The 24,317-nt window shown below is 59.0% G+C and carries 18 protein-coding genes, 1 tRNA gene and 2 pseudogenes; 9 read left to right on the top strand and 12 right to left on the bottom strand.

All coding sequences use genetic code 11. The features are described 5' to 3' along the window. The first annotated feature begins 125 nt into the window (after positions 1 to 125). The 3 genes from Q355_RS0103620 to Q355_RS0103610 all read left to right on the top strand — a co-directional run bounded on the left by Q355_RS0103620 (position 126) and on the right by Q355_RS0103610 (position 3,605). Positions 126 to 1,304 carry an MFS transporter gene (locus Q355_RS0103620; protein WP_027876536.1) on the top strand — a complete coding sequence of 393 codons (1,179 nt, stop codon included), beginning with the start codon at positions 126 to 128 and terminating at the stop codon, positions 1,302 to 1,304. A 145-nt stretch (positions 1,305 to 1,449) separates the two neighbouring features. Then, the gene (gene fumC / locus Q355_RS0103615) at positions 1,450 to 2,841 is read left to right on the top strand and encodes a class II fumarate hydratase (protein ID WP_027876535.1); all 1,392 of its coding nucleotides are present in this window, start codon (positions 1,450 to 1,452) and stop codon (positions 2,839 to 2,841) included. A gap of 158 nt (positions 2,842 to 2,999) precedes the next feature. Then, positions 3,000 to 3,605: a superoxide dismutase gene (locus tag Q355_RS0103610; RefSeq protein ID WP_027876534.1), complete on the top strand. Its 606-nt coding sequence runs from the start codon at positions 3,000 to 3,002 to the stop codon at positions 3,603 to 3,605. A 69-nt stretch (positions 3,606 to 3,674) separates the two neighbouring features. Here the strand turns inward: Q355_RS0103610 and Q355_RS16360 are convergent, their stop codons facing one another. The 3 genes from Q355_RS16360 to trpC form a co-directional block, all read right to left on the bottom strand. Then, on the bottom strand, positions 3,675 to 4,922 hold the full coding sequence (locus tag Q355_RS16360; RefSeq protein ID WP_245597477.1) for a carboxypeptidase regulatory-like domain-containing protein: 1,248 nt from the start codon (positions 4,920 to 4,922) through the stop codon (positions 3,675 to 3,677). A gap of 445 nt (positions 4,923 to 5,367) precedes the next feature. Beyond that, positions 5,368 to 8,637, bottom strand: coding sequence for an ATP-binding protein (locus Q355_RS0103605; protein WP_027876533.1), 3,270 nt, complete (start codon positions 8,635 to 8,637; stop codon positions 5,368 to 5,370). A 147-nt stretch (positions 8,638 to 8,784) separates the two neighbouring features. Further along, complete coding sequence (trpC, locus tag Q355_RS0103595; protein WP_027876532.1) at positions 8,785 to 9,564, bottom strand: indole-3-glycerol phosphate synthase TrpC; 780 nt, start codon at positions 9,562 to 9,564, stop codon at positions 8,785 to 8,787. A 321-nt stretch (positions 9,565 to 9,885) separates the two neighbouring features. On the opposite strand from trpC, the gene Q355_RS0103585 reads away from it, so the two are divergent. Further along, the gene (locus Q355_RS0103585; RefSeq protein ID WP_027876531.1) at positions 9,886 to 10,803 is read left to right on the top strand and encodes a patatin-like phospholipase family protein; all 918 of its coding nucleotides are present in this window, start codon (positions 9,886 to 9,888) and stop codon (positions 10,801 to 10,803) included. Here the strand turns inward: Q355_RS0103585 and Q355_RS0103580 are convergent. From Q355_RS0103580 to Q355_RS0103570, 3 genes are all read right to left on the bottom strand, one after another. Then, positions 10,717 to 11,139 carry a hypothetical protein gene (locus tag Q355_RS0103580; RefSeq protein ID WP_027876530.1) on the bottom strand — a complete coding sequence of 141 codons (423 nt, stop codon included), beginning with the start codon at positions 11,137 to 11,139 and terminating at the stop codon, positions 10,717 to 10,719. The genes Q355_RS0103585 and Q355_RS0103580 overlap by 87 nt on opposite strands. An 18-nt stretch (positions 11,140 to 11,157) precedes the next feature. After that, positions 11,158 to 13,203, bottom strand: a complete 2,046-nt coding sequence (locus Q355_RS0103575; RefSeq protein WP_027876529.1) for a TRAP transporter permease — start codon at positions 13,201 to 13,203, stop codon at positions 11,158 to 11,160. Between the two features lie 248 nt (positions 13,204 to 13,451). Next, a complete protein-coding gene (locus Q355_RS0103570; protein WP_027876528.1) occupies positions 13,452 to 14,399 on the bottom strand; it encodes a TAXI family TRAP transporter solute-binding subunit in 948 nt (315 codons plus the stop codon). A gap of 97 nt (positions 14,400 to 14,496) precedes the next feature. Between Q355_RS0103570 and Q355_RS0103565 the strand changes: the two genes are divergently transcribed. The 4 genes from Q355_RS0103565 to glpX all read left to right on the top strand — a co-directional run bounded on the left by Q355_RS0103565 (position 14,497) and on the right by glpX (position 18,317). Next, the gene (locus Q355_RS0103565) at positions 14,497 to 15,735 is read left to right on the top strand and encodes a class I SAM-dependent RNA methyltransferase (RefSeq protein ID WP_027876527.1); all 1,239 of its coding nucleotides are present in this window, start codon (positions 14,497 to 14,499) and stop codon (positions 15,733 to 15,735) included. A 75-nt stretch (positions 15,736 to 15,810) separates the two neighbouring features. Further along, complete coding sequence (gene hisF / locus Q355_RS0103560; protein ID WP_027876526.1) at positions 15,811 to 16,587, top strand: imidazole glycerol phosphate synthase subunit HisF; 777 nt, start codon at positions 15,811 to 15,813, stop codon at positions 16,585 to 16,587. Positions 16,588 to 16,649: 62 nt separating this feature from the next. Then, positions 16,650 to 17,267, top strand: coding sequence for a bifunctional phosphoribosyl-AMP cyclohydrolase/phosphoribosyl-ATP diphosphatase HisIE (gene hisIE, locus Q355_RS0103555; protein ID WP_027876525.1), 618 nt, complete (start codon positions 16,650 to 16,652; stop codon positions 17,265 to 17,267). Between the two features lie 81 nt (positions 17,268 to 17,348). Next, entirely contained in the window at positions 17,349 to 18,317 is a 969-nt protein-coding gene (gene glpX, locus Q355_RS0103550; RefSeq protein ID WP_027876524.1) for a class II fructose-bisphosphatase, read from the top strand. 72 nt (positions 18,318 to 18,389) lie between these two features. Here glpX and Q355_RS0103545 read toward each other — a convergent pair whose 3' ends face one another. Next, the gene (locus Q355_RS0103545; protein WP_027876523.1) at positions 18,390 to 18,839 is read right to left on the bottom strand and encodes a hypothetical protein; all 450 of its coding nucleotides are present in this window, start codon (positions 18,837 to 18,839) and stop codon (positions 18,390 to 18,392) included. A gap of 140 nt (positions 18,840 to 18,979) precedes the next feature. On the opposite strand from Q355_RS0103545, the pseudogene Q355_RS0103540 reads away from it, so the two are divergent. Beyond that, positions 18,980 to 19,231 (top strand): annotated as a pseudogene (locus Q355_RS0103540) (IS4 family transposase); the annotation flags it as partial. Positions 19,232 to 19,530: 299 nt separating this feature from the next. Here the strand turns inward: Q355_RS0103540 and Q355_RS0103535 are convergent. The 5 genes and pseudogenes from Q355_RS0103535 to Q355_RS16850 all read right to left on the bottom strand — a co-directional run. Continuing rightward, positions 19,531 to 20,529 carry an aspartate-semialdehyde dehydrogenase gene (locus tag Q355_RS0103535; protein ID WP_027876521.1) on the bottom strand — a complete coding sequence of 333 codons (999 nt, stop codon included), beginning with the start codon at positions 20,527 to 20,529 and terminating at the stop codon, positions 19,531 to 19,533. Positions 20,530 to 20,833: 304 nt separating this feature from the next. Continuing rightward, entirely contained in the window at positions 20,834 to 23,080 is a 2,247-nt protein-coding gene (locus tag Q355_RS0103530) for a transglycosylase domain-containing protein (RefSeq protein ID WP_027876520.1), read from the bottom strand. 89 nt (positions 23,081 to 23,169) lie between these two features. Further along, positions 23,170 to 23,562 (bottom strand): response regulator, encoded by a 393-nt coding sequence (locus Q355_RS0103525; protein WP_027876519.1) that lies wholly within the window; start codon positions 23,560 to 23,562, stop codon positions 23,170 to 23,172. A gap of 225 nt (positions 23,563 to 23,787) precedes the next feature. After that, positions 23,788 to 23,861 (bottom strand) — tRNA-Gln (locus tag Q355_RS0103520). A 118-nt stretch (positions 23,862 to 23,979) separates the two neighbouring features. Further along, positions 23,980 to 24,317, bottom strand: a pseudogene (locus Q355_RS16850) (hypothetical protein); the annotation flags it as partial.

Genomic DNA, 24,317 nt, shown 5'->3' with positions numbered 1-24,317 from the left:
AAGCCCTCTTGCCGAGTCTGTGCAGCTCACCAAAACATTCATGGAACTCACCATGTATTTTCAGGTGTAAGAGATTCACATATCTCCACGCTGCTTTTTGCAGACAAATCCCCAAGGAGGGCTAAATGAAAGCCCTGGACAAACTTCCTTGGCAGAAGCAAAACTTCCCACAGTTCCTGGCAATGCTTTCCACGCTGGGGCTTTTAGAGTTCACCCGCTCGGCTTTCTTCTGGGTATACATGCCCTTTTCATCCAATGAACTGGGTCTCAGCCTAAGTTTGGTTGGCCTGGCCTGGGTCGTGCACTCCCTTACCGAAGCTTTGAGTCGAGGGATCGGCGGGTTTTTGGTTCAGCGCATCGGCTTTGGTGCTGTGGGCGTTCTATCGGGCCTGGTGGGTCTGCTGGCATTATCCGGCACAATTCTCCACCCCAACGGCTGGTTTTTACTGGCCAGCATGCTGCTGTGGGGCATCAGTATCTCGGGCTTGCAACCGGGTTATCTATCCTTTGCCAGCCGAATTGCAGTTCCGGGAAGAGAAGGCAGGGCCATTGCGTATTCCCAGTTTCTGGTGATGCCCTGGATTGGTTTGGGCTGGGTTCTGGGAACCTTCTTCATCAAAAATCTGCCAGAAAACACGCCCATTGTTTTTTTTGTGGCGCTGGGACTGGTCACCCTGTTAGGTCTTATAAGCCTGGGCGTGCGCGAGCCTTTGCCCAAGCAAAGCCTGAGCTTAAAGCAACTACTGCCAGTGCTGATCATCGTTCCAACCGCCTTTGCTCAGCTCTTTTTGCAAAACCTTTTTAATCTGGTCATCCTCAAATTCACCCTAACCCAGCTCAAGTTCACCGAGTGGCAGCTTTACCTGGCCATTGGCCTGGCTGCGGTGGTGGTCTTTCTGGGAGCAGGCATTTTTGGTCGCTTGCCCGATCGAAAAGGGGTCTGGCTGCCCCTAATCACCAGCCTGGGCGCTTTGGCGGCCATCTTCTTGCTTATCGCCCAGCAGCCTTCTTACCCTTACTTCCTGCTGTTGTGTCTGCTGGGTGGCGTGGCCTTTGCCACTTTTGTACCTAGCTGGAATGCGCTTCTGGTACGCCTGTTGCCCATCGAAAACCGCGCGGCCATCTGGGGCTCGCTGATGGTGGTCGAAGGGCTTGGGGCAGCCACCGGCCCTGCTGTGGGTGGTTTTTTGTGGGACTGGCTGGGTCCCAGCGGCCCATTTTGGGGTGGTGCGGTGGTGTGTGGCCTGCTGATTATCTTTTACGGTTACGTGTACTGGAGGATTCGGGGAAAAGTTACGGTTTAGACCCGCACACCTCGAGGCTGCCGCAACCCCAAAGTGCTGTACAGCCAAGCCCGCTCACTCGCACCGCTTCAGGCAAGGTCTGTGGTCGCTTTGGGCAGACCGTCCCTATACCCGAGTCCCAGAAGCCCAATAGAATATAGCCGCTATGGGATACCGCATCGAAACCGACACCATGGGCGAAGTTCAGGTCGAAGAAAGCCGCTACTGGGGTGCCCAAACCCAGCGTTCGCTACAGAATTTCCCAATTGGGCAGGAGCGCTTCAAAATGCCCCGCTCCATCATCCGGGCCATGGGCATACTGAAGAAAGGAGCCGCCCTGGCCAATGCCGATCTGGGCGAACTACCCCGCGACAAGGCCGACCTGATTGTGCGGGCCGCCGACGAGGTGATCGCGGGTAAGCTTGACGATCACTTCCCGCTGGTGGTCTTCCAGACCGGCTCGGGTACCCAGACCAACATGAACGCCAACGAAGTTATTGCCAACCGGGCCATCGAGCTGGCCGGTGGCGTGCTGGGTTCCAAAAAACCCATTCACCCCAACGACGATGTTAACCGTGGTCAGTCCTCCAACGACACCTTCCCCACAGCCATGCACATCGCCGTGGTGGAGGAGCTACACCGCCACCTTTACCCCAATGTGCAGAAGCTCCGCGACACTCTGGCCGCCAAGGCCGAGGCCTTCAAAGACGTGGTAAAAGTGGGGCGCACCCACCTGCAAGACGCCACCCCCATCACCCTGGGACAAGAAATTGGGAGCTGGGTAGCCCAGATTGATTACTGCCTGGGCGAGGTTCGCCACGCCGAGCAAGGCCTGTACGAGTTGGCCATCGGCGGGACGGCTGTGGGCACCGGGCTCAACGCCCACCCCAAGTTTGGCGACCTGGCTGCTTCCTACTTTGCTAGGGAAACGGGCTTCCCTTTTGTTTCGGCCAAGAACAAGTTTGCCGCCCTCTCGGCCCACGATGCCCTGGTCACCACCAGTGCTGCCCTACGCACCCTGGCCGGGGCCTTGATGAAGATGGCCAACGACGTGCACTGGCTGGCCTCTGGCCCCCGCAACGGAATTGGGGAGATTATCATCCCCGAAAACGAACCCGGCAGCTCCATCATGCCGGGAAAAGTCAACCCCACCCAGAGTGAGGCCATGACCATGGTCTGTGTGCAGGTTTTTGGCAACGACACAGCAGTGGCTTTTGCAGGCAGCCAGGGCAACTTTCAGCTTAACGTGTTCAAGCCGGTGATGGTTTACAACGTCCTGACCAGCATCCAGCTCTTAGGCGATGCCTGTTCATCTTTCAACGACCACTGCGCCGTAGGGATCGAACCCAACCTGCCGCGCATCCGGGAGAACCTCGAGAAAAACCTGATGCTGGTTACTGCCCTCAACCGTCATATTGGCTACGATAAGGCCGCAGCCATTGCCAAGAAGGCCCACAAAGAAGGTACCAGCCTTAAAGAAGCCGCCTTGGCGTTGGGCTACCTGACCGAGGAAGAGTTCGACAAGTGGGTGGTGCCGCTCGAGATGACACACAACTAGTCCATCACAGGTGTGTAGGTCTGTGTTTTTTAGCAGCCCGTCTATGTGAGCAGACATGGCCTTGGGGCCATCCGGTAAAGGCCGCAAGGCCAATTTGCAAACTCAATCACAGCATGTATTAGACTTTGGGGCGTAGAGTACACCTGGGAGGTTCAACTATGAGTTATCCGTTCAAACTACCCGACCTCGGTTATCCCAAAGATGCCCTCGAGCCTTACATTGACGCCCAGACCATGGAAATCCACCATGGCAAGCACCACGCCGCCTACGTGAATAACCTCAATGCGGCCCTGGAGAAACACCCCGAGCTGCATGGCTGGAGCCTCGAGGACCTGCTTACCAAAATCGCCCAAGTACCCGAAGACATCCGCACCGCCGTACGCAACAACGGCGGCGGCCACCACAACCACACCCTGTTCTGGGACATCCTGGCCCCCGGTGGCGCCAAAGAACCCAGCGGCAAGCTGGCCGAAGCCATCGCCGCCACCTTTGGCTCCTTTGATGAGCTCAAGGCCAAGATGACCCAGGCCGGCCTGACCCGTTTTGGTTCGGGCTGGAGCTGGCTGGTGAAGGATGCCTCGGGCAAGCTTTTGGTCTACAGCACCGCCAACCAGGACTCTCCCCTCATGGAAGGCCACACCCCGCTGCTGGGCATTGATGTGTGGGAGCACGCCTACTACCTCAAATACCAGAACCGCCGCCCGGACTACCTGGCCGCCATCTGGAACGTCATCAACTGGGACAGGGTAGCCAGCCGGTTCTAGCTGAACTGTAGCAAAAGGCCGGGGAGTTCCCCGGCCTTGATGGCTGGACAACCTTTAGCAAAGACCGCTCTAGGGTGCGGTGGTAAATGTGCGGCTTGTAGATTGAGTCCGACTGCCTTCAGCAGTGCCTAAAAAGACAGCCAGCCAACCCCCAGGCCCCGCAGCAGCGTCTACAGTTGCGAATGGTGCAGCCCCCACAACGCTCCAGGAATAGACCGTGGATGCAGGCAACCCAAGCCCAACCGAGCTGAGATTGGGAATGGTGGTGCTGCTGGCAGTAGTTACCACGACATAATCGGGGCTGGCTCCTGGACCATTAAACACCACGAAATGCACACCGCCTGAGAAGGGTGTATACGAAAAGGTGGTGCTGTTACTGACGCCGGTAGCGGCGTTTGGCGGCAGGCTAAGCTCCGAGCCTGCAGGCAGGGGAATCGAAACACTGGTAGCATTGATCGCAAGACCGGGTTTGGTTGTGATTACGCTGGTTCCTGTGGCATTATTTGCCGTAACTTGCATTTGTATGGTAGCACCGGTGATATTGGGCGTGGTGTAGGCAAAGCTGACACTTGCACCAGAGTCGCTAAGCACATTGATAAGCGAGCGGTCTGCAAAGCCCACGGACATGCGCTTGTTTGCGAGGGTGTAACCAGCCGGAAGAGTGACTGAACCCGATATCGTGGCTTCGCTTACCCCAGACATGGTTACATTCTGACTAGCAAACGCTCCGCCATCCGAGAGCGCCACACCCAGCTTCTCCCCATACCCTTTGTAGTCGGTGGGAAGGTTCGTACCATCAAACAACCATTGAAGCGCATGGATATTTCCGGTAGTGGTGGTGGGACCAAACCAGCTGATCGTACCCATGTTGTAGGCTCCGGTAGTGGTGTTGGCCGTTGCATTGTCCAATGCCTCGGGCGATCCAAAAGCAACTCGAGTCAGGTGGTTTGCCGGTTGAGGGAAGCCCGCACCTCCCAGGACAGTCCCGCTCAGAGAGGCCGATCGGGAAACACCTGGAGAAACCCCTAAAAACACCAGGGTTGGATCGGTGCGGGTCAAACCTTTGTAAATAAGCGACTGGTTCCCAGTAACCACAGTTGCGTCGTATGGAGTTGTTACACCACTTACACTAAACACGCCGCTGGCATTGGTGGTAGTGCTGAAATTGGTGCCGCCAGAAGTAATGACCACCGGCGCACTGGCAACCGGTTGCAGATTGATACCGATTACCGTACCAGAAACATTGATGTTAGCCGGCGGATTGACTGTTATGCTCGCAGTGGCCGTTAGCGAGCCCGAGGTTGCAGTGAGCTGCACTGTGGTGGAGCTGGTTACCGTAGCTGGGGGCGTGTAGGTTACTGAGGCACCTGTGGTTGCCGAGAGTGTGCCCACATTCGGACTGAGCGCCCAGTTGATGGTGCCGGTTGCATTGCTTAGAGTCGCATTAAAGACCTGGTTTCCCGTCCCAGCAGTTAGCGTAGCTGTGGTGGGGGAAACCGTTAGGGCGGGCGAGGTTCCACCTCCACCAGGACAAGCCGTTAGCAATGGAATCAGACCCGTGCTCAGGAGCCACAATAGACGTTTCATACAAACCTCCGTGCTCAACCGAATGTTGGGTTTCGGGTTGTAGCCAGCAAGAGGCTAGCAGTGTCGGCGTTATATTGGCGTTACACAAGCTGAACTCGAGCCATTCACGCATACCGGCCACAGCCTGTCGGCGGTTCAGAAGCCAGGTCACTGGTTTGATATGTGAAGACTCGAGTCAGACACCTGCTGTTTTACTCAAAGCCCAGGCCACATAGCGGTTCTTCAGAAGCCGCTCGGCAAGGGGGGGCGGTAGCTGCTGGGCCAGATTGTGCAGCAGTTGCTGGGTTTCGCGCAGGTAGGCACTGCCCTGGGGGTCTCCCAGGGCCCGTGCCCGGATGTAGAGCACCAGGGGAAGGTCGTAGATGCCCAGCGCCCACGAAGCCCGCAGTTCGAAAGCTTCTGCAGAGATTTGCTGGGCTTCCTTGCGTTTGCCCGCCCGCAGGTGGTTCAGGGCCAGGGCCGCCAGCGAGCGGGCGGTGTGGCGGTATTCCTTGCGATTGCGCCAAAGCCGCACCGATTCCTCGAGGGTTAGCTGGCTGTACTCGAGATCGCCCAGCTCGAGCAGGGTAAAGCCCAGGTTGAACAGCACATGGCCCAGGCGGGCACGCTCACCCATCTCACGCAGATTGTGCAGGGTGGCCTCGAGTTCGCGCTTGGCGTCCTCCAGACGGCCCGCGACCATCAAAGCATTGCCGTAGTCGGAACGCAGCAGGGCCAGGTCGCGCCAGGCTCCCACCTCGGCGGCCTCGAGCATGGCCTGCTGGACGGTGGCCTCGAGCTCGGGTTCCAGGCCAAATACGGCAGCATTGAGCAGCAAACCCTGCAAGGCATCCCACACCGCCCACCAGTCGCCCCGCTCGCGGGCTTCCTGATACAGCAGCTCGGCCACCCGAAGGCTGGCGGCATAGTCACCCTTAACCCAGTCCACCACCAGCTTATCGGCCCGCAAACGTCGCAGCAGCAGGTCATCGCGCAGTTGGACAGCCAGCATAAACGCCTGGGCATAAACCTGGTCGAACTTTTCCAGGTCGCCCAGGCGAAACCAGTAGCCCGACAAATTGCGCAAGGCCAGGGCTTCCATGACCTGGTCGCCAATATCGTGGAAAGCCCGGATGGCCGCCAGCAAGGGCTCGAGCTGCACATCGGGGTCGCCACCGCGGTACTCCAGCCAGGCCAGCTTAAACTGGGCATGGCCACGCTGCCAGGGGGTCTGGGCCAGGCGCATAGCTTCGTATGCTGCCTCGATACCCTCGGCCACCTGGCCAGAGGCCAGCGCGGCATCGGTGTTAAGCAACAAAACACGAAAGCGCTCGTGGTCGCCCAGCTGTTCGGCCAGCCGGGCTATTTCCCGGCGCTCAGGAATTTGCATCTGCCCCAACGAGACCCGGGTTTCGGCTGCTTCAATCAACATGCGAAACCGCTCGAGCTCGGGTTCCAGGGGTGGGCACAGTACCTGAGCCCGCTGGTAGTGTTCCAGGGCTTGCCGGGCCAGTGGCCCCCGACGAAGGCCGCGCGCTGCCATCAGGTGAGCCACATAAGCCTCCGCGCGCTGGCCGGCAGCCTCGAGATGCGCTGCCAGCAGGGGTAGGGGGCCGGACACCTCTCGCAGGGCATCGGCAATCCGGGCGTGCAACCAGCGCTTTCGCGACTCAGTCATCTCGGCCAGCACGGTCTGTCGCACCAGCTCATGGCGCAGGCTATAGCCGGTGGAACCCAGACGCAGAAAACCCCCCTGGGTCAGGCTTTCCAGCCGGGTGATGGAGGCCTCGAGCTGACGCAGCAGGCAGGCCACCAGCTCTGGGGATAAGGGAAAATCGGCCAGAGCAAAGGCCTGTACGATGAGCAGGGCGTCCTCGCCAATACGCTGCAAACGCTCCAGCAGCGCATCACGCACGCTGGGGGGCAATGGCAGTTCGCGGTAATCCTCGGTAAAGCTGTCGAAAGGGGTGTGCCAGGCCCCGCCCTCGGCCCGCAACAAGCCCTGGTCGAAAAGATAGCGCAGGGTCTCGAGGACATAAAACATGTTGCCCTCGGTAGCCCGATACAGGTGCTCAGCGAAACGTTCGCCCCCCTCGTGCTGGCCCGACATCTGGCGCAGTAGCTGTACCAGTGCGGGCAGCTCGATGGGCTCGAGCAACCGTTGCTGTATGTACCCCTCCTGGGCCAGCTCGTGCAGCGCACGCCGCACGGGCAGGTTCTTCTGAAGCGCTTCAGGCCTCGAGGTGCCAAGCACAACAATACCCAGCGCCCCCGCCCGGCGTACCAGGTAAGGCAAAAACTCCAAACTCGCCCAGTCCAGCCAGTGCAGATCGTCCCACAGCACCACCCCACCCGGGCGGACAATGGCTTGAAGCCCTCGGCAGAGGGCTTCAAAAAAGCGGGTCTTATGTGAGTTGGTAGGTGGGAAACCCAGTTCGGGCAGAAGCTGGGCCAGCTCTTCCCGCCAGGGCGACTCCAGCTGGGTCAGTTTTTGTTCTTCGTAAGCCTGGCGCAAGACTTCCAGAATTGCGCTAAACCCGATCTCCTGGCCGCTCTCGCGCTGGCGAATGCGAAGTAGTTCGGCTGGCCCCGCGCCCACCCGACGCTTGGCGTACTCCAGGGCCAGGCGGGTTTTACCCACCCCCGCTTCACCCAGCAGCAGCAACAGCCCCTGGCCGCAACTGGCCTCGAGCCACAACATGGCCTCATCGCGGCCCACCAGGGGCGGCTCGCCCAGGGCCAAACCCCTGCCTTGCTGGCTTGGGATAGGCCGACCTGCCCGCAGCTGTGCGCCAAAGGCCTGCATTTCTGGGCTCATATCCAGGCCGAGTTGCTCCCTTAGCAAAACCCCGAACTGCTCAAACTGGCGCAGGGCCGCCCCCCGGTCACCCATCTGCAAGTACAGCCGCATCACGGCCATTTGCTCGGGTTCCTGAAGGGGATCCTCGCCCAGAATCCGCGTGTATACCTTTAGGGCCTCCGGGTAGTTGGCCGCCGCCTCGAAGCTCCGGGCCAGCCCTAGCAGGGCCTCGCGGTAGAGGGCAGCCCAGCGTTCACGCTCGGGAATCAGCCAGTCCAGGTAGCTTTCCGAGGCCCTGGGCTCCACTTCTGCTAAAAACCCTCCCCGCCATAGGGCCGCAGCCTCGGACCAAGCCCCTTTGGCCATGCGGGCCAGAAAGGCCTCGAGGTCGGTTTGCACTGGCCCCAGTCCAATGCTTGTGGGCGTCTGTATAAATACCTGCTCCCAGGGAGTATTCTTCAGACGGAATAGTTCCTGGCGCAAGTTTCTGCGAACTGCCGCCTCGTCGCCGTCCCACAGCATATCGGCCAGACGGCCCCGCTCGACCGAATGGCCCATCACGGCCAAAAAAGCTGCCATGGCCACAGCTTTGCGGGGCAGCACCATGACCAGCTTGCCGTCCTGCCAGAGCTGGGGCGGGCCAAGCAAGCTGAGATAGAGGGCCATGCAATACCTCTCGATATTTTCGCCTACTGCTCCTGCGGCCAGGCCAAAAAAATCTGTATTTTGGCTGCCATCGAGCCCGGTGTTTTGTCCACTGCGGCCCTGGGCTTTGCCGGCACGGTATATCCCTAGTCTAGCCTGGTGGGGCTGTTATGGGCGGTTCATCTGGGCCGCCGCCATCTGCCAGTTGTTGCTGCGGGCTAGGCTGGTTCCTATCAGCACGGCGTCAAAAAGCCCCTCCAGCTCGGCCAGCTGCGCTGCATCGCTGTAGCCCGACTCCGCAACCAGCAACCCCCTGAACCCCGCCGCACGAGCCAGGCGCCCCAGGCGCGGCGCGGTGCTGCGGTCTATGCTCAAATCGGTCAGGTTGCGGTTGTTGACGCCAATAATCGAGGCCCCCGCCGATAGGGCGAGCTCGAGCTCGGTTTCGTCGTGCACCTCCACCAGTGCGTCCAGGCCCTCCTGCTGGGCCAGCTGCAGATAAGACCCGGTCAGGCGTCCCAGCGCCGCCACAATCAGCAGCACCGCCGAGGCCCCCAGGGCCCTGGACTCGGCAATCTGAACCGGGTGCACGGTGAAATCCTTTCGCAGAATGGGCACCTCCACTGCCGCGCGCACCTCCTGCAGGTCCTGATCCGAGCCGGCAAAGTAGTGCGGTTCGGTCAGCACGCTGATGGCTCGAGCACCACCCGCCACATAGGCCCGGGCTACCTCGGCAGCCTCGAGCTGCAGGGCAATCTCGCCCTGTGAGGGGCTCTTGCGTTTGACTTCGGCGATCAGCGATAGGCCGGGCAAACGCAAAGCCTGGCTAAACGAGGGCGGGGCCACCGGCTTCGGCCACGCCCGCCCCTCCAGCCCCATCACATCATAAAGACGCCGCCGTGAAATCTGCCCCAACACACCCGGTACTTTTGCTAGCTCTGGAACCATATTTCCTATGCTACCGCTTTATTCCTCATCCCCACATGACAATTTTCTAATGTCGGGCTGGGCTCGGCTTCGTCCTTACATACTGGGGTTCTAAAGCTGTCTGTTTAGGGCAGGTCAAAAACCACCCGATGCATGGGCAGCTCTTGGCGCAGCTTCAGGTGGGAGCCCATGCAAAAAGCGTAGATCAAAAACCTTTCTTATCAGCAGCCCAAAAGCCGCCAAGCCCGGCTCTCGAGTTTGGTGCATACTGCTCAAGCTTTTTATCTAAAGCTTAATCAAAATCACTGCACCTGGTTCAAATTTTCTGCTAGCATGGCAGTCATGAATGGCATCGTGCTGGCACTGGGAGGTGGTGGTGTACGGGGCAGCGCACACACAGCACTGCTCGATGTGCTAACCGAGGCCAACATTCCTATTGCCGGGCTGGCCGGCAGTTCTGCTGGTGCGCTGGCAGCTGCTTTATACGCCTTTGGTATTTCCGTGCACCACAGTGAGCTGAGTGAGTGGCTCAAAGAGCCCGAGCTCGAGCGCCTGCAAAAAAATGGTGCCCTGCACCAGGTAAGCCGTCTGGTCGATTTTGTGCGGCGGCCCTACCTGGCCGAAGGCATCAAGATTCGCCAGGGCTACAGTGCTTTGTTTGGCAAGCGCCGCATCGAAGAGAGCCCGATTCCCCTGGTGATCCAGGCCTGCGACTTCAACACCGGAGAGCTCATTATGCTGCGGGCTGGGCCTGTTGCCGAGGCCCTGGCTGCCAGCAGCGCAGTACCCAGCATTTTCCCTCCGGTACAGTGGCACGGAAGGCTTTTGGTAGATGGTGATGTGGCCGAAAAAGTACCGGTTACCGCTGCCAAAGCCCTGCAAGCGGGGCCAGTGGTGGCCGTGGACATATCCAATCGGACGGTGCCCAGCGAGCCCAAAAGCGCACTGGAAGCGGCCCTCCAGGCGGGTGAGGCTTCGCGCCGCCGACTCTTGAGCATGGCGCTTTCTCAGGCCGACCTGGTGATTGCGCTGGAGGCCGACCCCCCCATCGAAACCTTCGATTACACCAAGGCCCAGCTGGCCTACGAACTGGGTCGAAAGCGGGCCGAAGAAGCCCTGCCCAAAATTAGACAATTGCTGGCAAAGCCCGCCCCTGCCAGCAAACCCTGGTGGTCACGCTTTATTCAGCCCAAACCACAGGTCTCCAAAGGCAGCCCCATATCCCACCAGTCCCAGAGCCAAAAACAACGCCACTCCTAAATCAAAGCCCATCCGCGCTGCGAATATCGCAGCCAGACAGGCCACCCCAAGCCAGAGTGCGCTCAAAAAAGCCTTTCTTGCGGGCTCGAGCCGGGGCTTGCGGACTTCTGGGCGAAAATAAAGCACCCCGATAACCAGCAGCAGCAAGGCAAAAAAACTGCTCACAGCCCAGACCAACCACAGCGGCAATCCGGCCATTTCCGGCAAGGCCAGCCAGGCCAGACCCAGGTGGAACAACTGAACCACCAGGGCCAGCCCACTCAGCTGCAGCAAGCCGCGCCGCCGCAAGGCTAGGGGTACCTGGCTATCCAACAGTTCTATCCAGTAGAGCTTCATGTACGACAGAGCCCTGGATCAGGCAATCGCACGACGGATCCACCACTGCCAGCCCAGGGTTAAGGCCATCACCCCAAGCCCAATGATTTCGCTGTTGGGGTTGTTGGGCATTAGCAGGAAGGCTGCAGCCAGATAGAGCAAGCGCTGAAGCCAGTTGGCGTTGCCCAGCAAGTACCCCAGTGTGGCCGCCGAGAAGGCCGTAAGGCCTACCAGGGCCGTCCCGATGATGCGCCCGCCCTCGAGCGCACCACCCACCCCAATCAAGAGCAGGCCGGGGTTGAAGAAGACCATGTAGGCCAGCAAGGCCGTTCGCAATTCGTAGATAAAGCCCTGGACACCCGTCTTGAAAGGGTCGCCTTTGGCAATGGCCGAAGCCGCATAGGCCGCCAGCGCCACGGGCGGGGTGGAGTCGGCCATAATGCCAAAGTAAAAGGCAAACATATGGGCCACAATTTTCAAAATGGGCACTTCCTGGCCCGAAAAGGTGAGCGTGCCGTAGTCTATACCGCTTTGTGAGGCAATCTTGGTAATCACCGGCACCACCAGGCTGGCCATCACCACATAATTGGCGGTGGTGGGGAGGCCCATTCCCAAAACCAGGCTGATCAGCTGTGCCAGCAACAGGGCAACCAATAAGTTGCCTCCAGAAATGGTCTGGAGCAGGTCGGTAAGGCCAAAGCCAATGTTGGTGATCAGCACTACCGCAATAATGATGCCAGCCAAAGCGGTTGCAATGGCAATACCCACCATGTTGCGGGCCCCATTGGCAAAACCCTCGATTACAATCTGGGCAAACGAGCGCAATCCGCTGCCTATCCCCCGCCCCGAGCGTGTAGCAAGGTAAAGCTCTTGCAGCAGTGCAACCCCAATCATCAGAAAAATGGTATTGAGGGCTGCCCGTTCGGGTGATAGCTCGATGATGAGCAGGGCATACAGCAGGTAGGCCAGGGGAAATACATAGTGCAAACCGGCCCGCAAGGTGGGCCAGAACCTGGGCAGCTCGGCCCTGGGCAACCCCTTCAGGCCAAGTTTGACGGCCTCGAGGTCTACCAGAATAAACAGGGTGGTATAAGCCAGCAATGCGGGCACGATGGCCATCAAAACCAGGGCCGAGTAGGGTACCCCCAAAAAATCGGCCATGATAAAGGCCGCCGCCCCCATCACCGGGGGCATCAACTGCCCATTGGAGCTGGCCGCCACCTCGACTGCGCCCGCCTTCTCGGCAGAATAGCCTGCCCGGCGCATGGCCGGAATGGTAAAGGTTCCACTAGTAACCACGTTGGAAATCGAGGAGCCCGAGACCACCCCGGTGAGCGCCGAGGAAACGATGGAAGCCTTGGCCGGCCCCCCACGCACCCCCCCCAACAGGCTAAAGGCCAGGTCGGTGAACCATTTTCCCGCCCCGGCCCGCTCGAGGATGGCCCCAAACAGCACGAACACAAATACCGTGCGGGCCGCTACCCCAATGGGGGTTCCCCAGATGCTATCCGAAGCGTTCATGAACAGCTGGCTGACCAGGGAGCGCCACTGCACCCCGGCGTGCAGCTGGCCCAGGGCCCCTGGCAGCTGCCACTGAAACATGCCCTGTGGCCCGGTGAGGGCAAACAGCATAAACACCAGGGAGATGATGGGCATGGCTGGCCCCAAAGCGCGCCAACCGGCCAGCAGCAGCATCAAAATGGTCACGCTACCAACAATCAGGTCGGTCTGGTTGGCCAGCCCACCCCGGATCTCGATCATCTCTTTGTACTGCCACATTACATAGCCCGCCGAGAGGGTTGCGGTAATTCCCAGAACCCAGTCGAACAGCGGAATCCGGTCGCGGCGGCTGCGGCGATTAAAGGGGTATACCAAAAATACCAGGGCAAAAGCAAAGGCCAGGTGGGCTGCCCGGAAAAACAGCTGATCCAGCGAACCTATCCAGGTAGCCCAGACCTGAAACACGCTCCACCCTACCGCCAGCCCCAGAATGAGCCAGCGTGACCAGTCGCTGGGTTTTCGACCCCCCAGCTCTACCTCTTCAACCAGATCTGTCGCTTTAGCCTCCGGCTTATCTTTATGCATTCACCACCTCCTGCGCGTTATCCCCTTCGTGCGATTTAACTGCACCCCACCGGTTTATGAGGCTTCTGGACCTTTCAGCAAGCTGCACAGTCGGTCATGCAGTTTCCGGGGACGCATCAAAGATGCCTCAGAAAACCTCAGAGCTTGCATAGTTTTACACCCAAAGGCCATTTGCGTCCATTTTTTGCTCGCCTCTACCAGCAAAAAGGAAGGCCGACTCGAGGGTCGGCCCTGGTGTCCAGAAGTGCCTAGCGTATGATGCGCTTTTCGCGATAGTAGCGCTCAGCACCGGGATGCAGCGGAATCGGAAGGTTGCGGGCCGCCGAGTTGACGTTGAAGAAACGCTGCAGGTTGGGGTGGATGGACTTAAACTCGGGGTTATCGAAGGTTGCCTTCATCATGTTGTAAACCACATCAGCGCTTAAGCTCTCAGCAGCGAGCCACATCGAAAGCACCGCCACTGAAGGGGTGGTTACATCCACGCCCCGATAAATCCCGCCGTCGATGTTGAAAGCTCGGTAGAAGGGGTACTTCTTGGCCAGCTCCTGCACCCGGCGGTACTCTACTTCAACCAACTGGATGCGGATGGTTTGGGCCGCCTGGCTCACCACCGCCGCCCCCAGGCCCCCGGTAAAAAAGAAGGCATCGGCCCGACCATCCTGCATGAGGGCTAAGGCGTTGTTGGGGTTGACCCGGATGGCCTCGCGCAGGTCGCCAAGGCCCAGTCCGTAGGCCTCGAGCACCTGGCGTGCGTTTTGTTCGGTTCCGGAACCCACATCGCCAATCACCACCCGCTTGCCCTTGAGGTCGGAAATGGTGTTGATGCCAGCCCCAGCACGGGCCACCACATGCACCACTTCGGGGTAGAGGATGCCCACCGCCCGGATGTTCTTCACCGGCTTGCCGTCGAAGGCGGGAATGCCCGTACCGTTGTAGGCATAATAGGCAATGTCGTTTTGGGCCAGGCCCATCTGAAGCTCGCCCGAGGCAATGGCGTTGATATTGAAGACCGACCCGCCGGTGGAGCGGGCGTTGGCCCGCACCCCAATGTTGGCGTCGTTCACCAGCTTGGCAATGCCGGTAGCGACGGGGAAATAAACCCCGGTGGTGCCACCCGAACCGATGGTCACAAAAGTTTGAGCAAGGGCGGAGCCTGCTAGTGCAAGCGCAGCCAATAGCAACGGCATCTTTTTCATTTCTCTCCTCCTTAAGCTAACCGGGTTGATTATTCCTCACCGTCGGCGCCACGTCAACCTCCACAACCAACCTGCCTCAGGTAGGGTATGGTGAGGTGTGGCACGGATTGAAATTGAAAAAGTGGTTGTGGGTGGAATGGGTCTTGCACGAACCCCTCAAGGAACTGCCCTGGTGCGTGGAGGACTGCCCGGCGAAGTGGTTGAAGCAGAGCTCACAGCCCGTAAGAACCACCTCGAGGGTTGGGTTACCCAGGTCTTAAAACCCCACCCTGCGCGCTACCAGGGGCCCCTGCCGCCCTCCGCCGACCTACCCCTGGAATACCAGGCCCAGCTGCCGATCAAGCAGATCTTTGTGCAGGAGTCGCTTGAGCGCATCGCCAAGCTAAACTTCGAGGTGGCCCCCATAGCGCCCTCCCCCAGCTATGGCCAGCCTGGCCTCTACTACCGCACCGCAGCCCAGTATGCCCTGCACCCCCTGGGCGGCCTGGCCTACCGCCTGCCCCAGAGCAACGAACTGGCGCGCATCCTGCACGACCCCCTCATCGCCACACCACTTCAGCCAGCCTTCGAACTCCTCAGCAACTGGCCGCTCGCCAACCTCGAGGAGGTGGTGCTCAGGGGCTCAATCTACGAGCAAAAGGTGCAGGTGGGGTTCATTGGGGGGACCGCCCGGTATTTCAAAAAAACCGCCCAGGCCCTGGTGCAAGAGGGCATTGCCGGCGTGGTCTGGGGTGAGTCTAGCCCCAAGGGCCGCTTCCGGGGCCAGGTTCGACACCTGGCCGGGGCCACCCATCTGCTCGAGGACTTTGGCGGCGTGCTCTCTACGGTCAATGTGCAGAGCTTCGCACAGGTCAACCCCAAAGCCGCCGGACTGATGTTTCAGGAGGCCGCTTCAGTGGTGGAGCCAGGGCACAAAGCCGTGGAGCTTTATGCCGGCAGCGGCGTATTGAGCCTGCACCTGGCCCCACTTTTTAGCGAGATGGTGGCCATTGAGATCAACCGCAGTGCGGTCAGGCGGGGGGAGGCCGATCGGGACAGGCTGGGGGTGCAGAACCTGGTTTTCAAGCAGGACGACGCCAGGGTTCTCGCCAGGCACCTGCCCGCCGATCTGGTGATGGTAGACCCGCCCCGTTCGGGCCTGGCACCCGAAGTGCTGGCCAGCCTGCTGCAAGAAAAGCCCCGGCAAATCCTGTACATTGCCTGCGACCCGGCCACCTGGGCTCGAGACCTCGGTCGGCTTGTGCAGGGGGGGTACCGCCTGCGCTTTGTACGCCCCTACGACTTTTACCCCTTTACCCACCATATCGAAGTGCTGAGCCTTCTGTCACGCGAATAATCACAGAACAAGCCGCCTACGCCCCCCCTTCAGATGCCCTTGCACTTTGAGCGGCCATCTCCGAGAATCGTCTTTGTGTTGGCTAAACGCATCATCCCCTGTCTCGATGTCCACCAGGGGCGGGTGGTCAAGGGTATTAACTTTGTAAACCTGCGTGATGCGGGTGACCCCGTAGAGGCGGCCAAAGCCTACAACCTGGCCGGGGCCGATGAACTGGTTTTTCTAGACATCAGCGCCACCCACGAAGAGCGGGGCATCCTGCTGGAGATTGCCACCCAGGTGGCCGAGCAGGTATTTATTCCCTTTACGGTAGGCGGGGGTGTGCGCAGCCTCGAGGACGCCCGGGCCTTGCTGCTGGCCGGAGCCGATAAAGTGTCAGTCAATTCGGCGGCCGTCAAGCGGCCTGAGCTAATCCAGGAGCTTTCCGATCACTTTGGCAACCAGGCCGTGGTGCTGGCCATTGATGCCCGGCGAAGAGGGGCCTCCTGGGAAGTGTATGTGGCTGGAGGCCGCACGCCCACGGGACTCGATGCGCTGAAGTGGGCCGAGCAGGGGGCAGCTCTGGGCGCAGGCGAAATCTTGCTTACCAGCATGGACGCCGACGGAACCAAAGCGGGGTTCGAAGTGGCTTTGTGCCGGGCGGTCTCGCAGGTGGTGGGAATTCCGGTGATTGCCTCGGGCGGGGCGGGTAGCATGGAACACTTTGCAGAAGTTTTGCAGGATGGCGTTGCCGATGCAGCCCTAGCCGCCAGCGTTTTTCACTTTGGCGAGATTCCCATTCCAGAACTCAAGTCCTATCTGGCACAACAAGGCATCCCCGTGCGCATTGAATCTCCCCTGCCCTGGGCATGATGGTGTGTTCGTGCAGGTTGCAATCTAGGGTTCCCTCGCCCAGAATGGGCCTCGGGTAGTTTATGGATCTCGCCAATGTTCGTTTTGATGCCAGCAGCCTGGTTCCAGTTATTGTGCAGGACGCACGCACGGGACAGGTATTAACCCTGGCCTACGCCAACCTCGAGGCCCTAAAGCAGACCCTACAAACCCGCCAGAGCACTTTTTTTAGCCGCAGCCGGGGTGAGCTTTGGGTCAAGGGCCTGACCTCGGGCCATACCCAGGAGGTGCTCGAGGTGCTACTAGACTGCGACCAGGACGCTGTGCTGTACAAAGTCATCCCACATGGCCCAGCCTGCCACACCGGGGCCGAGAGCTGCTTTCATCAGCCTCTATCCGGTTCTAACGAGCCCTCGTTGGGTGAAGTGTTGGAAAAGGTTTATCAGACCATCGAACAGCGGATTGCTACGCTGCCGGAAGGCTCTTACGTGGCCAAGATGCACCAGGCTGGCCTGGATCGAATACTCAAGAAAATTGGTGAGGAAGCGGGCGAGGTCATCATTGCTGCTAAAAACCAAAGCCGCGAGGAGCTGGTTTGGGAGGCTTCGGATCTACTGTTTCATTTGTTGTTTCTGTTGGCCGAACAAGGTGTTAGCCCTACTGACCTGGCCCATACCCTGTGGGGAAGACACAAACCTTAGAAGCATACTGTTTGGAAATGCTACCAAGGCCATAATCCCTACCGACCTTGGTAAGCTTAAAGCATGCGATTTGACTCCGACATGGATATTGAGCGCTTGCTGGTGCTCGAGGTCGCCCGTGTTACTGAACAGGCCGCGCTAGCAGCCAGCCGATTAGCTGGAATGGGTAAAAAAGACGAAGTAGACGCTGTTGGAACCGACGCTATGCGTCGGGTACTCTCTGAGCTACCCATCGTTGGTCGGGTAGTGATTGGGGAGGGGGAAATGGACGAGGCCCCCATGCTCTACATTGGAGAGGTTCTCGGCCGTGGGGGCCCCGAGGTGGATATCGCAGTAGACCCTGTAGAAGGCACTAACATTACTGCCAAAGGGCTCCCCAACGCCATCACGGTCATCGCTATTAGCGAAAAGGGTGGCCTGGTGGGCGCGCCCGATATGTACATGCAAAAACTGGTGGTGGGCCCTCCGGCCGCCGGCAAGGTGAGCCTGGATTTTCCGGTTGAGGCCAACCTGCGCATCGTTGCCGATGCCCTCCAGCGCAAAGTAGAAGACCTGGTAGTGGTCATCCTGGATCGCCCGCGACATGAGCAGCTTATCCGCGAGGTACGCGAAGCTGGCGCAAGGGTCAAGCTCATCACCGACGGCGACGTGGTAGCTGCCGTGTCGGTTGCCATTCGAGGAACCGGCGCTCACGTGATGATGGGCAGCGGTGGCGCACCCGAAGGGGTGCTGGCTGCGGCCGCTCTGAAGTGCATGGGCGGTGAAATTCAAGGCCGTTTTTTGCCCAGCAACGAGGCCGAACTTCAGCGGCTGCACGCGATGGGCGTAGACGAAAAGAAAGTCTACCACACCAATGACCTTGCCCCTGGCCGCCAAATTGTGTTTGCTGCCACCGGCATTACCCACGGGGAGTTGCTCGAGGGGGTACGCTACTTTGGTGGCGGAGCCCGCACCCACTCCATCGTGATGGGGTATCAGACCAAAGTAGTGCGCTTTATCGACGCAATACATTTGTTTGAAAGTGGCGCAAGAGTCAATATCCGCGTATAGGACTTTGCCCTTGCAAGCAAGAAAACCCGGGGTTTTTAACAGCCCCCAGGTTGATATTCAGTATTCTAGAAGCTAGAAGCCGATGTTCGCACCCACAGCCGCACCCAAACCAAAGGTGCTCGAGCCTCCAAAGAACAGCATGGGGTGTACCTCAACGAAAAAACCAATGAGCGGCAAGCCCACGTTCAGATAGGTTCCAACAACCCCCCGGGCCCCCAGGCCCCCGCTGCTGGAACCCTGCGCAACGAGCGAGACAGTGGTTCCAGTGGCATAAAACAGGCCCGCCCCGGCGTAAAGGTCGGTCAGGGGTACCGAAACCAGCACATCCGCACCACCGCCCAGCGAAGCAGGGCCACCGGTCAAGAGGTTGGCGCCGCCATAAACCCGCCCATCCACCAGGAAAGGCACCAGCGGAAAGCGCACACCCGCATTGATGCCAAAAGGGCTACCGGCAGTTACCTGTACACTCTGAGCGAAAGCCGGACTGAGCAACAAAACCAACAAGATGAGCCATTTGTGCATAAAAACCTCCGCGCCAAGTATACGGGCCAGCGTGGTCCATTTGCTGTGATGAATGGCCAGGGTCTAGGTACACGACAAAACTTGCCAGAAGCACGTAGGAGCTGATAAAAATAGGGACTGCCCCGCCAAGAGGTAGTCCCATGAATCATCATAGTGAACTCAGCGAAGTTTTTCGACCCCACCTGCAGTGGCATCGAGCCCGACTGGACTTTCTGGCCGCATTTGTGCTGGCCTTGATCCGCGTCCGCAGTGTCAACCTGGCCCAGATCGCCGTAGCATTGAACCCCTGGGTGCACATCGCCTCCAACTACCGCCGCTGCCAAAGGTTCCTGGCCGGGTTCAGCTTCGACCAGGAAACCATCGGACGGCTGATCCTGCAGCTCTTATACCAGATTCGGTTAGTTCGTCACCGAACGGTGACGAACTAACCCGACCGAAGGGATACGCTTTCTTCGCCGAGCGCAGCGAGGGGTGTGCTCTAGGATTCAAAAAGATAGCCTCTTAGCGCTTTTTGTTTGAAGATTATCTTTTTGAATCCGGTATTATATGAACCCCGCCTGAATCGTTTCGCTAGGGATTGTTGGAGCACCATCGTTTTTCGAGCTGTTGCCCGCGCTTCAGGCGGGGGCCCCAAAAAAGAACCAATCAAAGCTAGCCAGGTCAAACCCACTCCAAAGGGGGTTGGGAAGGCTCAGGTTGTTATCGGCTTTTGTAGCAACTCCGCAATTTGCACCGCATTTAAAGCAGCCCCTTTGAGCAACTGGTCACCCGCCACAAAGAAATCCAGCCCGTTATCAAAAGCCAGGCTTTTGCGGATCCGCCCCACCTCTACGTTGAACTTGCCCGTCGCGGTAAGTGGCATGGGATAGCGCCTGCCGATCGGATCATCGACCAGATCTACCCCAGGGGCCACACGCAACACCTCTCGAGCGGCTTCAGGACTGACCGGATGCTCAAATTCAACCGTTACGGCCTCGGAATGAACCCGCAAGGTAGGAACCCTTACTGCCGTGCAGGAGACCCTGATCTGCGGATCTTCCATTATCTTTTGGGTTTCCCACAAAACCTTCATTTCTTCTTTGGTATAGCCGTTTTCCTGGAAGGCATCTATTTGTGGGATCACGTTGAAGGGCAACGGGTAGGCAAAGGTTTTGTGTTCAACTGGATGCCCTGCCAGAAACTCCTTGGTGCCATGAAGCAGCTCCTCCATTCCGCTTGCGCCAGCCCCTGAGGCGCTTTGGTAGGTGCTCACGATCACCCGCCTGGCCTTGAAGGCTTTGTGTAGCGGATAAAGGGCCATCAGCAGGATGGCCGTGGTGCAGTTGGGGTTGGCAATAATGTTCTTGTGGTGGCGCATGGCATGTGCGTTAATCTCGGGCACAATCAGCGGTACGTCTGGTTCGTAGCGGAATGCTGAAGAGTTATCTATCACCACCGATTGCATAGCCCAGATAGGAGCGTAGCGTTTGGAGATGCCCCCCCCCGCACTCGCCAGCACCACATCTACCGGCAAGGGGGTCTCGGGCAGGACTTCCACAGGGATTTCCTTCCCCCGAAAGAGCAGGCTTCGACCAGCAGAGCGCGCCGAGGCATAGAGCCGCAACTCCGAAACCGGGAAGTTGCGCTTCTCCAGCACATTCAACAACTCTTTTCCAACCGCTCCGGTAGCCCCTACAATCCCAATTCTCATAGCACTCTCCTTTCTTCAACAAAAAACCTGCCACAACTGGCAGGTAGCGGCAACTCGAGCGAGCTGCCGCTTAGGTAGTGGTGGTATACCAAACCATCTGCGAACAACGATAATGGCAACTCGAGCAAAAGTCAAATCTGGGCGCTGCGTCGAACAAAACCCAATTTCTGGGGGACGAGGTTCATATGGCGCATCCCTCTAGCTCACTTTGGTGCTATCGCTCAGGCTCGCTGCATCAAGGGAACAATCCAGCGAGATTTCAAAATTACTTCGCACGCGGTGCGGTGTAATTGTGGGGCCACGATCAGTTGCACTGGAATTCGCTAAGACGAGCTTCCGGCACCTGTAGCCAGGCCACCCGTTCAGTAGGGGTCTGAGGCGACGCCAGACAGTTGGTCAGACGGTCTACGGCAATGGTCAGGTAGACCCGGCTAGTAGCCACCGCAGGGCCTGGCCGGGCAATATAGGTGGGTTGTGGCAGGGTATCGAGCACGGCGGGTTGGCTTCTAGCGGCCTCGAGGCGTTGCACTTGATGGGCAGGGAAAAGCGCTGTAACCCCACTGGAACTAATGTTGCCGGTCAGCAGATCGAAGGTGGCCTGAACCAGCCCAGAAGGCTGCGGGAAATCGCCCGCAGGACGGCCCCGCAGGGCCTGCTCCACAAAGTCGCGCCATATAGGGGGGTTCACCATCGAGCTGCTCGGCTCCACACCACCCATACGCTGCGGCTTATGGTCGTCGCGGCCTATCCAGAGGGTAGCCACCAGGCCCCGTGTGGCCCCTGCAAACCACAGGTCGATGGCATCGTCGCTGGTTCCGGTCTTGCCTCCCACGATACGCCCAGGAATGCGTGCCTCAGAAGCCAGGCTCGAGCGGAAGCCAGGCGGTACATCGTAGACGTAACCTTTGAGCATGTCCCAGATTTGATAGGCCACCTGCGGTGTCCAGAGCAAGACTTTTTTAGGTTCGGGCTGAAAGATGATGCGGCCATTGCTGTCCTCTACCCTAAGCACAAGCTGTGGCTCGACCCGGTAGCCGCCGTTGACAAAGCTGGCATAAGCCGCCGCCAGGCCCATGGGGGTAATCTCGGCGCCCCCGCCAATTGAGTTGGCCAGCACCGCCATATTCCCAGTCAGGCGGAAACCTGCAGCCCGCAGCTTATCACCTAAGCGCTGCACCCCAATGGCCTCTGCAGTACGGATGGCAGGCAGGTTCAAAGACCTGTCCAGGGCATACCGGATGCTGACCGGGCGGTCGAGGTAGCGGCCATCAAAGTTTTTTGGCCGCCACACACCCCTGGGTGTGCGGTACTCCACCGGCGAGTCGCGCACGGTGGTGGCCTGCGTCCAGCCAGCCTCTAAAGCCACACCATAGGTAAATGGCTTAATGGCCGAGCCAGGGCTACGCCAGGCCTGGGTGGCCCGGTTAAACTCCCCCTCGGTGCCCGGGCGCGCTCCCACCATGGCCAGCACCTCACCCGAGTTGGGCTCGAGGCCCACCAGGGCTAGCTGTGCCTGGTCTGGCAGGCGACGGCCCACCACCGCCTTTTCAGCAGCAGTCTGCATCTTGAGGTCAAGGGTAGTGATGATTCGCAACCCCCCCTGGTCGCGCAGTTTTTCAGCGCCAATTTTTTCTTTAAGGTAGCGCTGTACTTCATATACGAAATAAGGGGCCAGGCGCACGTTCCGCTCGGGCACAATGCGCACGCTGGGGTCAACCAGCCTGGCCGTTTTCAGGTTGCCGTTCTCGTCGTAGGCCACTTCCCAGCCTTTGGGTACCAGCTTGTAGCGCCAGGCTGCGTCGGCTTCGGCCTGGCTTACCCACCCCTCCGAGACCATATTGCCCAGCAAAACATTCATGCGGCGGCGGGTCGAGGCGTAGTCCAGGTAGCGGGTGTTGGGCGCAGGAATCAGAACCGCCAGGTAAGCCCCTTCGGCCAAGTTTAGCTCGGAAGGCTCTTTGCCAAAATAGGCCTGGGCCGCCGCCCAGATTCCCTGGGCGTTGCCGCCCCAGGGAACCACGTTGAGGTACATCTCCAAAATTTCTTCTTTGGAGTAGCGGCGTTCAATCTGGATGGCTAGAGGGAACTCTTTTAGCTTGCGCTCGAGGCCGCTAATACCACGGCGCTCGAGCGCCAGGTCGCGCAGCAAGGTGTTCTTAACCACCTGGGTGGTGATGGTGGAACCGCCCTGCAGGTCGCCGCGCAGGGAGTAGTACAGGCCCCCCACCAGCCGGATAAAGTCGATGCCGTAATGCCTGAAAAAACGCTGATCCTCCGAGACCACCACCGCCACCACTGCCGCTGGCGATACCTCGGAAAGCCGCACCAGTTGCCGGGCAATGGCCCGCCCATCCTCCACCGAGGCCAGGTCTGCGATGGGTATTCCATCGCGGGTAAAAAATGTCGAGGTTGCCGTAAAGCGCAAGTCCTCGAGGGTCTCGAGGCTAGGCAGGTCGCGCAGCAGCAACCAGGACACATACCCTGCTGCCCCCAGCGCTCCCAGGAACCCCGCAAACAGCACCACCCGCAAAATCTGGAGCAATCTATGCACGTGCTTCAGTCTAGCAGTATTGATTAGAGGGTTTGTAAGAGCAAGAAACCTGGCCCAAGGCCCCACCCTGGGCATTCGTGGGAACCGATCTAAGCGCTGGCTTGCTGCTGTGGCAGATTACGCAGAATATTGGAGAAAACCTTGCGGTCCACCGGCTTGGAGAGTACATGCTCCACCCTGGCAAACTCGGCAGTTAGCTTGGCTCGTTCATCATTATCTGCGATGAAGAGTACAACCGGCACTTCCCGCAGTCGGCGGCTCATTTTCAGGCGGGAAGCAATGGAAAAGGGGTCAATCTCTATTGCATCGTCTAGCACAATCGCACGCGGGGTATGGGCTTTGAGATAATCCAGGCCGTCCTTGGCTTTTTCGAAAAATTGGGCCTCAATACCCTGCTCTTCGATTGCCATTTCCAGCAAAGCTCGCAGAGTCTGGCTCGAGGTAACTACCAACACCTTATTATTGGGCACTGCTTCCGCCATACAGCCTAGATAGTACCAGACCAAAAGCCAGCCCCAAGCTCAAATGTCACAGCGATGCCAGAAAACCCCAGAAGGCTTGTGTTGCGCTGTCCAGCACAATAATACAGTAACCAAATCTAAACCACACACCCACCGCGCACCAATGCCTAAATCCACCAACTGTAAAATCACCGCAAAACGAGTAAGCCGAGGGTAACACACCCTCGGCTTTTCTCGTGCTGGGCTTGGCTGGGGCACGTGGACTCGAACCACGACCGACGGTTCCAAAGACCGTTGTCCTGCCATTAGACGATGCCCCAGCGTGGAGCGGTCATTTGGATTTGCACACCAATGGCACTGCGAAACCCGCAGGACAGCAATCGGTATTTTAGGGGTCTGGCCGCCTTGTGTCAAACCCATGTAATCGGTGGGTGCATCTCAGCAATTCCGTACAGGGAAAGCCCTCCACCTCAGGGCCTCGAAGGCCACCAGCGGATGGGAACTACATAGCTGGGCGCGGTGGGCTGCTGTGCGCGAAGCCCCAGGGCGACTCCACTGCATCCCCGAGCGTTTCATGCGGGCACCGATGACATGCTTGTTCATCCCCTCCACCTGGCCTGAACCGATGGGCCAGCCCCGGGCTTTATAGGCCGGGTAGTCCATCCGATCGGCCCGTTGCTCCAGGTACTGGATTGCGCTGCGGGCCTCTTCCGACCAGCCCAGCTCCAGCATGACCTGTTCGAGATACTGACTGGCATGGAACACGTCTATCACCT

Source organism: Meiothermus cerbereus DSM 11376 (assembly GCF_000620065.1).
GTDB lineage: Bacteria > Deinococcota > Deinococci > Deinococcales > Thermaceae > Meiothermus > Meiothermus cerbereus.
Note: the sequence above shows the minus strand (reverse complement) of the source record. Positions and strands in the feature narration are given on the sequence as shown.